We start from the raw sequence: 13486 nt of genomic DNA, 5'->3' as shown, positions 1-13486 counted from the left end.
ATTTCCTTCTTATTTAGGGTAAACATGTTGTTTCAGGGAGGAGATTTCCCGATGCAGTTGAATCAGCTCCTCCACCAGTTCACGGCATAGCATCGCGTTCATTAGGTGATCTTGCGCGTGAACCAGAATCAGGTTGACCGGGATTTTTCCGCTGCCCTCATCGGCACCAATCAAAGCCGTCTGGATTTGATGCGCTTTGCGCGCCGCTACGGAAGCCGTGTTCAGCAATTCCTCAGCCTTGTCCCAGTCGTATTTTCTGGCGGCGCTCAACGCTTCCATCGAGCTGGATCGCGCCTCTCCCGCATAGATAATCAGTTCCATCACTGTCGTTTCATCGAGCATCACTCACGGCCTCCTCTGCTGTACCCACTTCCTGTGCGATCAGTTGGCGTTCATACATTTTGAAGAAGGGGTAATAAATTAAGGACGACACGATAATCAGTACCCCCACCAGCACCACCGCACGCCAGTCCCACCCCGTAGACCAGGCTGCGCCAATCGGGCCCGGCGTTGTCCAGGGCGCAAGAGAAATCACGCGATGCACCAAATCGGTTTTTAACGCGATATAGGCGATTGTGGCGTTCACCAACGGTGCCGTAATAAACGGGATAAACAGCAGCGGATTCATTACGACGGGTGAACCAAAAATCACCGGCTCGTTGATGTTGAACATACTCGGCACCACGGCCAGCTTGCCGATAGAACGCAGGTGGGCAGAGCGGCTGCGCAGATAGAGAAAGACCAGCCCCATGGTCGCCCCCGATCCCCCCACCGTAATGAAGAACTGCCAGAAGGGTTCAATGAAGATTTTGGTGATCGGTGCGCCTGCGTTAAACGCTTCCTGATTGATGCCTAAGTTGGTCAGCCAGAACGCTTGCAAAATCCCCGTCACAATAACGGCACCGTGAATCCCGGCAAACCACAGCAGGTGACAAAGCAGCACCGCGATCAGGATCGCTGGCAGTGAGTCGGATGCTGAGATAATCGGTGCAAAGATCGCCATAATCGCCTGTGGTAACAACATACCGAACTGGTTCTGCATAAACAGGCTAAGCGGGAAAAGCGTCAGGAAGATGGCAAGGATCGGGATCAGCAAATCAAAAGACTGGCGGATTTTCGGCGGCACCTGTTCGGGCAGGCGAATACCAATATTCCGCTTCTGCAAAAAGTGCATCAACTCCGTCGAGTAGATCGCCACGATAATCGCGGTGAAAATCCCCTCGCCGCCCAACGACCCGACCGGTAGGCTTTTATCGACTTGCGGCGCGGCCACCACCATAAACGACATCAGCGCCAGACTGGCGGCCATAAAACCGTTCATTTTATAGCTCTGTGCCAGGTTATAAGCGATGGCGCTGGTGATATACACCGCCATAATGCCCATCGTCATATTGTAAGGCATCATGATTTGTTCGCTGTGGCGTTCCACCATTCCCAGCCACCACTGCGCGAAAGCCCATTCACTATTCGGGCTAAAAGGCGGGTGGGCGAATAACATCATAAAAGAACCGACAATTAAAAAGGGCATGGATGCAATGAATCCATCCTTAATTGCCACAACATGGCGCTGGCTGGAGAGCTTTGCCGCAATCGGGCTAATACGATTTTCGATAACGCTGAATAATGACTCGCTTAATTTACTCATTATTCCTCCCGCTATGCTATGCAATCATCGCCAAGGCATCGTTGAGGACTTTTTCCCCATTCATCATGCCGTAATCAACCATATTAATTACCGCGATTGGCTTCTCTTTTTCATCGGCTATCGCCTTGAATTCAGGCAATTTATATTTGATTTGCGGCCCTAAAAGACAACAATCATATTCATCAATCAATTCATTAAACTCTTCAAAACCCACGGCTTTTATCTCAACAGCGATCGCTTTTTGCTCGGCGACCTTTTCCATTCGCTGTACCAGCATGCTGGTAGACATTCCTGCTGCGCAACAGAGTAAAATCTTATTCATACTGCACCTCATCGTCCGTTTTTTTATTATTCAAGCAAGACATAAAATAATATGCAACCGGTTTCATATTGTTTTTACTATTTTTTGAAGGCGATCATAAATAGCGCAACCGAGGCATATTTTTATCCCTATACTCTCTATTGGTGATAAAAAAGAGGAAATATCCCTATAATGTCGAGATAGGGCGGTGCAAAAAGGAGAACGGGAAAGTACGATGGTAACCATGCTCGATGTAGCGAAAAAAGCCGGTGTATCCAAGGCAACCGTATCACGCGTGCTGACTGGGAATAATTATGTCAGTAAAACCACGCGGGATCGGGTATTCCAGGCCATTGAAGAGATTGGTTATCGACCCAACCTACTGGCCCGCCAGCTCGCCACAAGCAAATCGCAAATTATTGGTTTGGTCGTAACCAATACGCTGTACAGCGGCCCCTATTTCAGCGAATTATTGTTCCAAACGGCAACCATGACGGAAAAATATGGTCGTCAACTCATCATGGCAGATGGCAAACACAGCGCGGAAGAAGAACAAGAAGCGATCCAGTTCCTGCTCGATTTACGCTGCGATGCCGTCATTATCTATCCGCGCTTTCTTTCTATCGACGCGTTGGAAAGTATTATCAAACAGCATGAACAGCCGATCATGGTCGTGAACCGCACGCTGCATCAACACAGTGATAACGGTATCTGCACCGATCACCAGCAACACAGTCATGATGCTGTCAATTACCTCATCGCAGAGGGTCACCGTGATATCGCGTTTATCTGTGGATCGTCAAACTCCCCCACCGGCACAAGCAGGCTGGCAGGCTATCGACAGGCGTTAGTGGACAACGAGATTCCCTATAATGACAGGCTGATTGCGCCAGGCGACTGGACCCATGACAGCGGCTATGCGGCAGCAAAAGCACTGCTTCAAAGAGCGGTCTCCTTCAGTGCGCTGGTTGCCAGCAATGACGACATGGCGATTGGTGCGGCAAAAGCGCTGCGTGAACACGGCCTCGCGATTCCGCAGGATGTTTCACTGCTGGGGTTCGATGATTTACCAATGGCATCATGGTTCTACCCGCCCCTCACTACCGTGCACGTGCCCGTCGCCGAGATGATCAACTACACCCTTGAGAAACTGCTGTGTCGGCTAGAGGGGGAAACCGTCGTACCTGCACCTGCCTTCAAAGGCACATTAATCATCCGCGATTCCGTTAGCAAAGGTCCTGCGGCCTGATCCCCCACTTATGCGTGTGGTGTAATCATCTTCCGCCGCTTTATGACGTTTTCGTGAACCCCCTAAAGAGATGTGGTTTCTCGCCGATAATTTAATTGTGATTTGCATCACAAAAAATGACGAATCACGCAAGGGAATGACCATAAAACAGACAGGAAGACAATCAATTGATTTTTTTATGAAAAAAGCACCTATGTACTCTAAATAATTCGGGTTGCAGGACAAAACGTTAGCATTTTGAACGATGCACATGCAGCTTGAAGTATGACGGGTATCAGCGCTTATATCTCAGGGGATATTACGCATATGTCTACAACATGGTTACCAGTTCGCCACAGCAATCTACCGATTCACTCTTCATCGACCGCGCCACAAAAAAAGCTCAGCACACGTACGCTGATGTTACTCGCTGGCGTCACCACTATCGCACTCGGTTTTATTCTCACTATCGGCCTGTTAATCTGGCAATCTGGCCAGCAGCAAAAATCCATCGCCCAGCAGTATCTTGAGCAAACCGCATATACCAATAGCTACCTCATTCAGCAAAAGCTGGATGTCGCACTCCATGCGGCGCGTAACCTGGTGCAAAGCGTGGTCAGCCTGCAAGAAGCGGGTAACGCCGATCGGAAAACCGCAGAAACACTGCTGAAAAATGCGTTGAAGAGTCACCCCGATTTCCTTTCCATGTCGCTGGCATGGGAGCCCGATGCGTTTGACGGCAAAGATCGGGAGTACGTCGGTCAGCCCGATCAAGACCCGCAAGGTCGCTTTGTTCGTTATGTTGACCGCGATACCGCAGGCAACGTTACTCTGCATAATCTGGTGGACTATGAAACACCGGGCAGCGGCGATTACTATTTGCTGCCGAAGAAGCGCCAGAAAGAAGTGATTCTGGAACCATACAGCTACCCTTACAACGGCGTTGATGTCCTGCTGACCTCCATTGCCGTGCCCATCATCATCAACAATAAGTTTTACGGCTCCGTCACCGCGGATTTCTCACTGGATACGCTGCAACAGCTCACCAACCGCATAAAACCCTATCAAGGCACGGGCTACGCGCAGTTACTGTCCCATACTGGCGCCTATATTTCTCATCCTGAAAAAGCGCGGGTAACCAAAAAAATTGAAAACGATGCGACGCTGCTTGAGCGTGTCACCACCGGTCAGCCTTATCAGATCGAACGTGACAACGCCGTGCTGAACACGCCCGCGTTTACCGTGTATGTACCGGTCAAGATCGGCGATACCGATACGCCCTGGATGCTCGGTCTATCCGCCCCCGTCAATGTGGTGATGGCGGAAACCGCACAGCAGCGCAACATGGCGCTACTGCTTATGGTGCTGAGTATCGTGGTGGTTTCCGGTGTGTTGGGCATCATCTTTAACCGCAAGGTCGCCCGTCCTATCGGTGGCGAACCTGTTCAGGCAGCCCAAATCGCGCTGTCCGTCGCGCAGGGAAATTTAACGCAGACCATCCCCGTACAGCCGAAGGACGACAGCAGTATTTTCTACGCCATGAACGCGATGCAGGCGCAGCTGAGAGATATCGCCGAGCAGTTGATTAACACCAGTGAATCCGTCAGCCATGGTGCGACAGAGATTGCAGCAGGCAACATCGATCTGGCTTCTCGTACCGAGCAGCAGGCCGCGGCGCTGGAAGAAACCGCCGCCAGCATGGAACAGATTACGGCAACGGTGAAACAGAATGCGGATAACGCCCATAATGCAACAACACTGGCGCAGAATGCCGCGCACATCGCTCAGAAAGGCGACAAGATAGTCGGTCAGGTTGTCCACATCATGAGTGAGATCGACGACAGTTCGAAGAAGATTGCCGACATTACCAGCATCATCAGCAGCATCGCATTCCAGACCAATATTCTGGCACTCAACGCGGCGGTAGAAGCCGCCAGAGCGGGCGAACAAGGGCGCGGTTTCGCGGTTGTTGCCAACGAAGTGCGTAACCTCGCGCAGCGCAGCGCCAGTGCCGTAAAAGATATCACCGCACTCATTACGGAGTCCGCCAGCCGTGTCGACAGCGGCGTCACGCTGGTTCAGAGTGCAGGCTCAACCATGCAGGACATGCTGCATGCCGTCACCTCGGTAAAAGACATCATGGATGAGATCGTCTCCGCATCGGACGAACAATCGCGTGGTATCAGTCAGGTCACGCAGGCCGTTCACGAGATGGACGGTGTTACCCAGCAAAACGCCGCGCTAGTACAGGAAGCGACTGCTGCTGCCGCGTCGCTGGAAGAGCAGGCCAGACAGCTCGCACAAACCGTACTGGTATTCAAGCTCTCGTAATCAACGTATTTCACAACCGATAGTCCCTCACAGGCTGGCAACAGCCTGTGAGTTATTCCCAACGTGGGCAGCAATCCTCGAACGAATGTGACGTTGGCTTCAGCTCTGGGCTGTTTTTCTCATCAAAATTCCCAATCGTCAGTGCAATGGTCGGTTCGTCATCAATCGCCCCCAGCGTACTGCCGCAGCGTGGGCAAAAAGCCCGACTGGAGTAATCAGACGAACGATAACGTGCGGGCTCGCCGCCTTCACCAACCCACTCAACCGCCGCTTTGGGGAACTCAACCCACAGCAGCGTTGGCGCACCGGAGTGTTGCTGGCAATGAGTACAAGAGCAGGCATGGGGATTGCCCGGCTCACCCGTGGCCCGGAAACGAATCTGGCCACATAAACATCCCCCCAAGTATGATTTCATCGTCATTCCACGCACTCCCTATCCTGCCAGTATCAATATTCGCCATAGATGATATAAGTAATATGTTAACCTTATGATCCATTTACCAGGGAGTGACGCCCTGTTCCTGCGCCGGCTCTCACGATAATAAAATCTACAGACCTGTAAGCTGCAAAAACAACATGAAACTCATAAAACTACCGTTACTGGCGCAAATTTCGTCCGCTCATCTGGTGAGTCACCTCCATATGATGGTGCTGCCTGCACTCATTCCGTTGCTATCAACTCAACGCGATATCAGCTTTGTTGAACTCGGGTTTGCACTCAGCGTATTCAACATAGTCTCCGCCTGCGTGCAGACGCCAATTGGTTTTATGGTAGACCGCATCGGCGCACGTCGCACGTTAACCGCAGGTTTAGCACTCGGAAGCCTCTGTTTTCTTTCGCTAGGATTTTCAGAAAGCTACACCTGGTTAGTCGCCGCAATGGGGCTCGCAGGGGTGGCGAACGCGGTTTATCATCCGGCAGACTATGCCTTACTGTCGCGCGGAATTGATGAAAAACGCATGGGTCGCGCCTTCTCGGTGCATACGTTCTCCGGCTTTTTGGGCACGGCCATTGCCCCTGGGATTTTGCTGTCCGTTGCCGCCTTTTCTGGCATCAACAGCGCATTCATCGTTTCTGGCGTTATCGGCTTGCTAACGATCCCACTACTTATGACAGACCGTGATGAACCTAGCCGGGTGAAACCTGCGGCGGCTACGAGCGCTCAACCGGGCAAGTTGCGCGCACCGGTTTTCACGTTGCCGATTTTAGCGCTGCTAATTTTGTTCCTGCTGCTGAATTTGAGTACGGGATCGATCCAGAACTTCTCGGTTACGGCGTTAGTCACAGGCTACGATTTGTCGCTTTCACAGGCTAACGTGGCGCTTACCGCATTCCTGTTCGCCAGCGCCTTTGGCGTATTGGCTGGCGGCTCACTAGCAGATAAAACCAAACGCCATGGGCTGGTGGCGACGGCGGCGTTGGCTCTCACCGCCGTGCTGGTCAGTATCGTTGCTATGTATTCCTTGCCTACCATCGCGCTAGTGCCGTTGCTGGCTGCTGCGGGTTTCCTCTCCGGGATGATCGCTCCGTCTCGGGATATGCTGGTGCGCGCTGCCTCACCACCGGGAGCGGAAGGACGGGTGTTTGGTATTGTATCCACCGGCTTTAATCTGGGCGGGGCCGCAGGGCCAGTGCTGTTCGGCTGGATGCTGGACCACGGTCACCCTCACGCGATTTTCTGGTCTGCCGTTATTTTTATGCTGATCACCGCGTTCATCACGCTGCTACAGGAAATGCGCAGCGCCAAACGCCGGGCATTAGCCTGATAAAAAGATATAAAAAAACGTAGGGAACGTTTTTCAACGTCGCTCGCGACGGCCCAAAGGGTGGCGGGCAGGAAGCTCTCCATAAAAAAAGCCAGCTCCGTAGGGAGCTGGCTCAGATAACGATAACACCGTAGACCGAATCAGATATCGATGTTCATCGCTTTCAGCGCGTTCTCTTCGATAAACGCACGACGCGGTTCAACGGCATCCCCCATCAGCGTCGTAAACAGCTCATCAGCAGCAATCGCGTCTTTCACCGTCACGCGCAGCATGCGGCGGCTGGTTGGGTCCATCGTGGTTTCCCATAACTGATCTGGGTTCATTTCACCCAGACCTTTATAACGCTGCACGCTCAAACCACGGCGGGACTCTTTCACCAGCCATTCCAGCGCCTGTTCAAAGCTGGCCACTGGCTGACGACGCTCGCCACGTTCGATGTACGCATCTTCTTCAATCAAGCCACGCAGTTTTTCGCCCAGCTGATTCAGCTTGCGATATTCGCTACCTGCAACGAAGCCTGCGCCCAGCGGGTAATCGGTATCCACACCGTGCGTACGCACGCGCAGCGCCGGTTCAAATACGCCACGCTCTTCATCGTGGTGAATCACAAAGCTGTATGTGCTGCCGTGCAATTCGTTGGCGTTCAAGCCACTAACCAGTGATTCCGCCCACGCCTGTACTTTCTCGCGCTCACCTAAATCCGCTTCGGACAGCGTAGGCTGATAGATCAGACGATTCAGCAACGCACGCGGGAAGCGACGCTCCATACGGCCAATCATCTTCTGTACGGCGTAATGTTCAGAAACCAGTTTCTCCAGCGGTTCACCCGCCAGCGCAGGAGCCTGTGCATTGGTGTGCAGCGTCGCGCCGTCTAGCGCCAGTGCGATCTGGTACTGGTCCATCGCTTCATCATCTTTGATGTACTGTTCCTGCTTGCCTTTTTTCACCTTGTACAGCGGCGGCTGCGCAATATACACGTGACCACGCTCAACGATTTCAGGCAGTTGACGATAGAAGAAAGTCAACAACAGGGTACGGATGTGCGAACCATCCACGTCAGCATCGGTCATGATGATGATGTTGTGGTAGCGCAGTTTGTCCGGGTTATATTCATCACGGCCAATGCCGCAGCCCAGCGCGGTGATCAGCGTCGCCACTTCCTGTGAGGAAAGCATCTTGTCAAAACGGGCTTTCTCAACGTTCAGGATTTTACCTTTCAGCGGCAGAATCGCCTGGTTCTTACGGTTACGCCCCTGCTTGGCAGAGCCGCCCGCTGAGTCCCCTTCCACTAGGTACAGTTCAGACAGTGCCGGGTCACGTTCCTGACAGTCCGCCAGTTTGCCCGGCAAACCAGCCAGGTCGAGCGCACCTTTACGACGGGTCATATCGCGTGCTTTACGCGCTGCTTCACGAGCACGTGCGGCATCAATAATTTTACCCACCACGATTTTGGCGTCTGACGGATTCTCCATCAGGTAATCCACCAGCTTTTCGTTCATCAGCGATTCAACCGCGGTTTTCACTTCGGAAGAAACCAGCTTGTCTTTGGTCTGCGAGGAGAACTTCGGATCGGGTACTTTCACGGAAACCACAGCAATCAGCCCTTCGCGCGCATCGTCACCGGTAGCGCTGACTTTGGCTTTCTTGCTGTAGCCTTCTTTATCCATGTAGGTATTCAGCGTACGGGTCATCGCGGCACGGAAACCGGCCAAGTGTGTACCACCGTCACGCTGCGGAATGTTGTTGGTAAAGCAATAAATGTTTTCCTGGAAACCATCGTTCCACTGCAATGCCACTTCCACGCCGATGTCATCTTTCACCGTCGAGAAATAAAACACGTTCGGGTGGATTGGGGTTTTGTTACGGTTCAGGTAATCAACGAATGCCTTGATACCGCCATCATAATGGTAGTGATCGGCTTTATCTTTCTCACGCTCATCGATCAGACGAATAGAGACGCCAGAGTTCAGGAACGACAGCTCGCGCAGACGCTTAGCCAGAATTTCATACTCGAATTCCACCACGTTGGTGAACGTTTCGTGGCTCGGCCAGAAACGCACCGTCGTACCCGTTCTATTGGTTTCACCCGTGACCGCCAGCGGTGCCTGTGCCACGCCGTGTTTATAGGTCTGCTCGTGAAGTTTTCCGTCGCGGTGAATAACCAGTTTCAGTTTTTCCGACAGGGCGTTAACCACGGAAACCCCTACGCCGTGCAGGCCGCCGGAGACTTTATACGAGTTATCATCAAACTTGCCGCCCGCATGCAGCACGGTCATGATGACTTCAGCCGCGGAGATCCCTTCTTCTTCGTGAATGCCGGTCGGAATACCACGGCCATCATCCTGCACCGACACCGAGTTATCGGCATGGATGGTGATGATAATGTCTTTACAATAGCCAGCGAGTGCTTCGTCGATAGCGTTGTCCACAACCTCGAATACCATGTGATGCAGGCCGGTACCGTCGTCCGTATCGCCGATATACATACCTGGGCGTTTACGTACCGCATCCAGCCCTTTCAATACCTTGATACTTGAGGAGTCATAAGAATTCGACATCAACGTTTCTCGCTCATTTTAGTCCTGTGATTGAACCGTTATTTTACCCTGTTCTACGCGGAACATCTTGCCCTTTTCGCCAATCATGTCCTCTATCTGTTCAGCGCTAACCGCACTGACAAACACCTGTGCATGAGTGGCTTTTAACCGTTCTGCCAGCAAACGGCGGCGGGTACTATCCAGTTCGGAAGCAAAATCATCGATCAGATACAGACAGCGCAGTCCATTCTGACGGGTGAGAAATTCACCCTGAGCCAGTCTCAGCGCACACATCAGCAGCTTGAGCTGGCCACGGGACAGCATATCCTCGACCGCCACGCCGCTGGCGCGAATACGGAAATCGGCTTTATGCGGCCCCAGCGCCGTATAACCTAACATACGGTCGCGCTCGAACTGCCGTTCCAGCAGTTCTGCATACTCACTTTCTTTATCCCAGCCACGCTGGAAAGAGAAACCGAGAGAAAATTCAGGCAAAAATTGCGTACAGGTCGCAGCGATATCATTGGCAATCGCCTTAGCGTATTGCGCACGCCACTCGCTGATACGTTCCGCCAGTGGCACCAGTTCCTGATCCCAAGCCCTGAGCTGCCCATAGTGACTCACCTGACGTAGCGCCGCATTTCGCTGGCGCAGCAGGCGTTTCATGTTGCTCCAGGCCGCGAAAAAGCCGGGTTCATTATGGAAGCAGCCCCAGTCGAGAAAGGCGCGCCGAAATTTCGGGCCACCGTTAAGTAAGGTAAACCCTTCAGGTGTGATCAACTGTATTGGCAGCAATTGCGCCAGTTCAGCGACTTTATGACCGTCGCTGCCGTCAATCCGCACCTTGCTATCGCCCTGACGGTTTTTGCTTAACCCGACAGACCGCTCTGTTTCTGTGCCGTCAATCCGACCATGCAGCACAAATTCCGACTGATCGTGACGAATCACGCGCCCCGCCTGAATGCTACGAAACGCCCGCCCGTGCCCTAGCGTATAAATCGCTTCCAGCACGCTGGTTTTACCGCTGCCGTTGGCCCCGACCAAAAAATTAAAGCCGGGAACCAGCGCCAGATCGGCCGCCTCAATATTGCGGAAATCTTTAATGAGAAGACGAGTGAGGGCCATGTTGCAGTTATCTTAATGATGAAAGGGCAAGTAAACTTGCCCGATAATTCTACAACCGCATTGGCATGACGACATAGGCCGCCGCCCGGCTGGCGCTATCTTCGATCTGCACACTGGATACGGAGTCGGTCAGTAGCAAACGCACCCCTTCGCACTTCAGCGCATTAAGCACATCCAGTACGTAGCTGACGTTAAAACCAATTTCCATCTCGGTGCCGTCGTACTGCACATCCAGAATCTCTTCCGCTTCTTCCTGCTCTGGGTTGTTAGCGGTAATTTTGAGCTGATTCTGAATCAGATGCAGGCGAACGCCGCGGAATTTTTCATTCGACAAAATCGCTGCACGAGAGAAAGCCTGCTTGAGCAAGTCGCAGCTGGCTTCCAGCGTTTTATCCGGGTTCTTCGGCAACACGCGGCGATAATCAGGGAAACGACCGTCTACCAACTTCGACGTGAAAATAAAGTCGCCGACATGCGCGCGAATGTTGTTACTGCCAATTTGCAGTTGCAGCGGCGTATCCCCACCATCCAGCAAGCGCACCAGCTCCATCACGCCTTTACGCGGCACGATCACCGAATGTGACGGTAAAGATTGCCCAACCGGCATCGAACAAACGGCCAAACGGTGGCCATCAGTCGCGACCGTGCGCAGCTCTTCGCCTTCGGTTTCAAACAGCATGCCGTTGAGGTAATAACGCACGTCCTGATGCGCCATCGAAAACTGCGTCGCTTCGATCAACCGCTTCATCGTCGCCTGTGGCAGAGAAAATTCAACCTCGCTCTGCCAGTCGTCCAGATTAGGGAAATCCGCTGCGGGCAGCGTGGACAGCGAGAAACGGCTGCGGCCAGAACGCACCAGCATGCGATCGCCATCCAGCATGATGGTAATTTCTGCGCCTTCCGGCAGACCCCGGCAAATATCAAACAGTTTACGGGCAGGAACGGTCGTGGCACCCGGCTCATGCGGCTGCGTCAGCGCCACTTTCGCCACCATTTCCATTTCCAGATCGGTACCGGTCAACGACAGCGCGCCTTCCGTCACCTGAATCAGCAGATTGCCCAGGATCGGTAAAGTCGGCCGACCGCCCAGCGGGCTGCTGACCTGTTGTAATGGCTTTAACAGACGTTCGCGTTCAACAATAAATTTCATAGTGTTATGAAGATAATGTTCTGATTAAATTGGAAAAATCTTCTTTGATGTCGTGGCTTTCTTCACGCAACTGCTCAATCTTGCGGCAGGCATGCAACACCGTCGTATGATCGCGCCCGCCAAAAGCATCGCCGATTTCCGGCAGGCTGTGATTCGTCAGTTCTTTCGCCAGCGCCATCGCCATCTGGCGCGGACGCGCCACCGAGCGGGAACGACGTTTAGACAGCAGGTCGGCTACTTTGATTTTATAGTATTCCGCCACAGTCTTTTGAATATTGTCGATAGTAACCAGTTTTTCCTGCAACGCCAGCAGATCGCGCAGCGCCTCACGCACAAAATCAATGGTAATCGAGCGGCCAGTAAAATTGGCATTCGCGATAACACGGTTCAGTGCGCCTTCCAGCTCACGCACGTTAGAACGCAGACGTTTGGCAATAAAGAACGCCACTTCACCAGGCAGACGGATGTCGTTTTCATCAGCCTTTTTCATCAGAATCGCCACACGGGTTTCCAGCTCTGGCGGTTCAATCGCAACCGTTAACCCCCAACCGAAGCGGGATTTCAGACGGTCTTCCACGCCGTTGATCTCTTTCGGGTAGCGGTCAGACGTCAGAATGATTTGTTGGTTGCCTTCCAGCAGCGCGTTGAAGGTATGAAAGAACTCTTCCTGCGAGCGCTCTTTATTAGCAAAGAATTGAATATCATCGATCAGCAACGCGTCAACAGAGCGATAGTAGCGTTTGAACTCTTCAATCGCATTGTTCTGTAACGCTTTTACCATATCCTGCACAAAACGCTCGGAGTGCATGTAAACCACCTTCGCGTTGGGTTTGCGGGCAATGATGCCGTTCCCCACCGCGTGCAACAGGTGCGTTTTACCCAAGCCCGTGCCGCCATAAAGGAACAGCGGGTTATACGCGCCGCCGGGGTTGTCAGCCACCTGACGTGCCGCTGCGCGTGCTAGCTGGTTTGATTTACCTTCAACGAAGTTATCAAACGTATGTTTCGGGTTCACATTGGAACGGTAGGTATGCTCTGCCTGTACCGGCGAGTTATCCCAACTTGGTCGTACCGGTGCCGCGCGTACAGGCTGTTGCCGCGCAACGCTGACAGGATTGTGGTGCGACTGCGCTGGCTGGCTTAAGGCCTGAACCAGCGGCTTACTGCCCACTTCAAAACGCAGTAAAGGAGCATCCATCCCGCAAAAATCATTCAACAGGACATTGATATTATTTAGGTATTTATCACGAACCCAATCCAGCACAAAGCGATTGGGGGCGTAGAGCGCCAGAGTGTTATCACTCAGCTCCGCCTGCAACGGGCGTATCCACATACTGAATTCTGTGGCAGGTAACTCATCCTGCAAACGGGCAAGACACTGCTGCCAAAGCGAAAGTGACAC

The 13486-nt window shown here is 52.7% G+C and carries 11 protein-coding genes; 3 read left to right on the top strand and 8 right to left on the bottom strand.

Features of this window, described 5'->3' with window-relative positions; all coding sequences use genetic code 11:
- Window positions 1-9: 9 nt before the first annotated feature.
- The 3 genes from E2566_RS00055 to E2566_RS00045 are packed head-to-tail and all read right to left on the bottom strand — an operon-like array spanning window position 10 to window position 1967.
- Window positions 10-342 carry a PTS lactose/cellobiose transporter subunit IIA gene (locus tag E2566_RS00055; RefSeq protein WP_107168579.1) on the bottom strand — a complete coding sequence of 111 codons (333 nt, stop codon included), beginning with the start codon at window positions 340-342 and terminating at the stop codon, window positions 10-12.
- Entirely contained in the window at window positions 332-1645 is a 1314-nt protein-coding gene (locus tag E2566_RS00050; RefSeq protein ID WP_107168578.1) for a PTS sugar transporter subunit IIC, read from the bottom strand. The genes E2566_RS00055 and E2566_RS00050 overlap by 11 nt, the downstream gene beginning before the upstream one ends.
- Before the next feature lie 16 nt (window positions 1646-1661).
- Window positions 1662-1967, bottom strand: a complete 306-nt coding sequence (locus tag E2566_RS00045; RefSeq protein ID WP_107168577.1) for a PTS sugar transporter subunit IIB — start codon at window positions 1965-1967, stop codon at window positions 1662-1664.
- A gap of 214 nt (window positions 1968-2181) precedes the next feature.
- Between E2566_RS00045 and E2566_RS00040 the strand changes: the two genes are divergently transcribed.
- On the top strand, window positions 2182-3195 hold the full coding sequence (locus tag E2566_RS00040) for a LacI family DNA-binding transcriptional regulator (protein ID WP_107168576.1): 1014 nt from the start codon (window positions 2182-2184) through the stop codon (window positions 3193-3195).
- 306 nt (window positions 3196-3501) lie between these two features.
- Window positions 3502-5505, top strand: a complete 2004-nt coding sequence (locus E2566_RS00035) for a methyl-accepting chemotaxis protein (RefSeq protein ID WP_107168716.1) — start codon at window positions 3502-3504, stop codon at window positions 5503-5505.
- A gap of 52 nt (window positions 5506-5557) precedes the next feature.
- Here the strand turns inward: E2566_RS00035 and E2566_RS00030 are convergent, their stop codons facing one another.
- Window positions 5558-5926, bottom strand: coding sequence for a GFA family protein (locus tag E2566_RS00030; RefSeq protein WP_107168575.1), 369 nt, complete (start codon window positions 5924-5926; stop codon window positions 5558-5560).
- Between the two features lie 155 nt (window positions 5927-6081).
- Between E2566_RS00030 and E2566_RS00025 the strand changes: the two genes are divergently transcribed.
- A complete protein-coding gene (locus tag E2566_RS00025) occupies window positions 6082-7272 on the top strand; it encodes an MFS transporter (protein WP_107168574.1) in 1191 nt (396 codons plus the stop codon).
- A gap of 140 nt (window positions 7273-7412) precedes the next feature.
- On the opposite strand, the gene gyrB is transcribed toward E2566_RS00025, so the two are convergent.
- Genes gyrB through dnaA form a run of 4 tightly spaced genes read right to left on the bottom strand, consistent with a single transcriptional unit; the run spans window position 7413 to window position 13486 of the window.
- The gene (gyrB, locus tag E2566_RS00020) at window positions 7413-9830 is read right to left on the bottom strand and encodes a DNA topoisomerase (ATP-hydrolyzing) subunit B (RefSeq protein ID WP_107168573.1); all 2418 of its coding nucleotides are present in this window, start codon (window positions 9828-9830) and stop codon (window positions 7413-7415) included.
- Between the two features lie 18 nt (window positions 9831-9848).
- The gene (gene recF, locus E2566_RS00015; RefSeq protein WP_107168572.1) at window positions 9849-10934 is read right to left on the bottom strand and encodes a DNA replication/repair protein RecF; all 1086 of its coding nucleotides are present in this window, start codon (window positions 10932-10934) and stop codon (window positions 9849-9851) included.
- Window positions 10935-10983: 49 nt separating this feature from the next.
- Complete coding sequence (gene dnaN, locus E2566_RS00010) at window positions 10984-12084, bottom strand: DNA polymerase III subunit beta (RefSeq protein ID WP_005976672.1); 1101 nt, start codon at window positions 12082-12084, stop codon at window positions 10984-10986.
- Window positions 12085-12088: 4 nt separating this feature from the next.
- The gene (dnaA, locus tag E2566_RS00005; RefSeq protein WP_107168571.1) at window positions 12089-13486 is read right to left on the bottom strand and encodes a chromosomal replication initiator protein DnaA; all 1398 of its coding nucleotides are present in this window, start codon (window positions 13484-13486) and stop codon (window positions 12089-12091) included.

It is taken from the genome of Pectobacterium punjabense, from assembly GCF_012427845.1.
Lineage (GTDB): Bacteria > Pseudomonadota > Gammaproteobacteria > Enterobacterales > Enterobacteriaceae > Pectobacterium > Pectobacterium punjabense.
This window is presented reverse-complemented; position numbering and strand designations above follow the sequence as displayed.

What these genes read in the sequence shown, in the direction of transcription:
- E2566_RS00050 (WP_107168578.1), bottom strand. Translation starts at nt 1,645, where the DNA reads ATGAGTAAATTAAGCGAGTCATTATTCAGCGTTATCGAAAATCGTATT.
- dnaN (WP_005976672.1), bottom strand. Translation starts at nt 12,084, where the DNA reads ATGAAATTTATTGTTGAACGCGAACGTCTGTTAAAGCCATTACAACAG.
- E2566_RS00035 (WP_107168716.1), top strand. Translation starts at nt 3,502, where the DNA reads ATGTCTACAACATGGTTACCAGTTCGCCACAGCAATCTACCGATTCAC.
- E2566_RS00045 (WP_107168577.1), bottom strand. Translation starts at nt 1,967, where the DNA reads ATGAATAAGATTTTACTCTGTTGCGCAGCAGGAATGTCTACCAGCATG.
- E2566_RS00040 (WP_107168576.1), top strand. Translation starts at nt 2,182, where the DNA reads ATGGTAACCATGCTCGATGTAGCGAAAAAAGCCGGTGTATCCAAGGCA.
- E2566_RS00030 (WP_107168575.1), bottom strand. Translation starts at nt 5,926, where the DNA reads ATGACGATGAAATCATACTTGGGGGGATGTTTATGTGGCCAGATTCGT.
- gyrB (WP_107168573.1), bottom strand. Translation starts at nt 9,830, where the DNA reads ATGTCGAATTCTTATGACTCCTCAAGTATCAAGGTATTGAAAGGGCTG.
- recF (WP_107168572.1), bottom strand. Translation starts at nt 10,934, where the DNA reads ATGGCCCTCACTCGTCTTCTCATTAAAGATTTCCGCAATATTGAGGCG.
- E2566_RS00025 (WP_107168574.1), top strand. Translation starts at nt 6,082, where the DNA reads ATGAAACTCATAAAACTACCGTTACTGGCGCAAATTTCGTCCGCTCAT.
- E2566_RS00055 (WP_107168579.1), bottom strand. Translation starts at nt 342, where the DNA reads ATGCTCGATGAAACGACAGTGATGGAACTGATTATCTATGCGGGAGAG.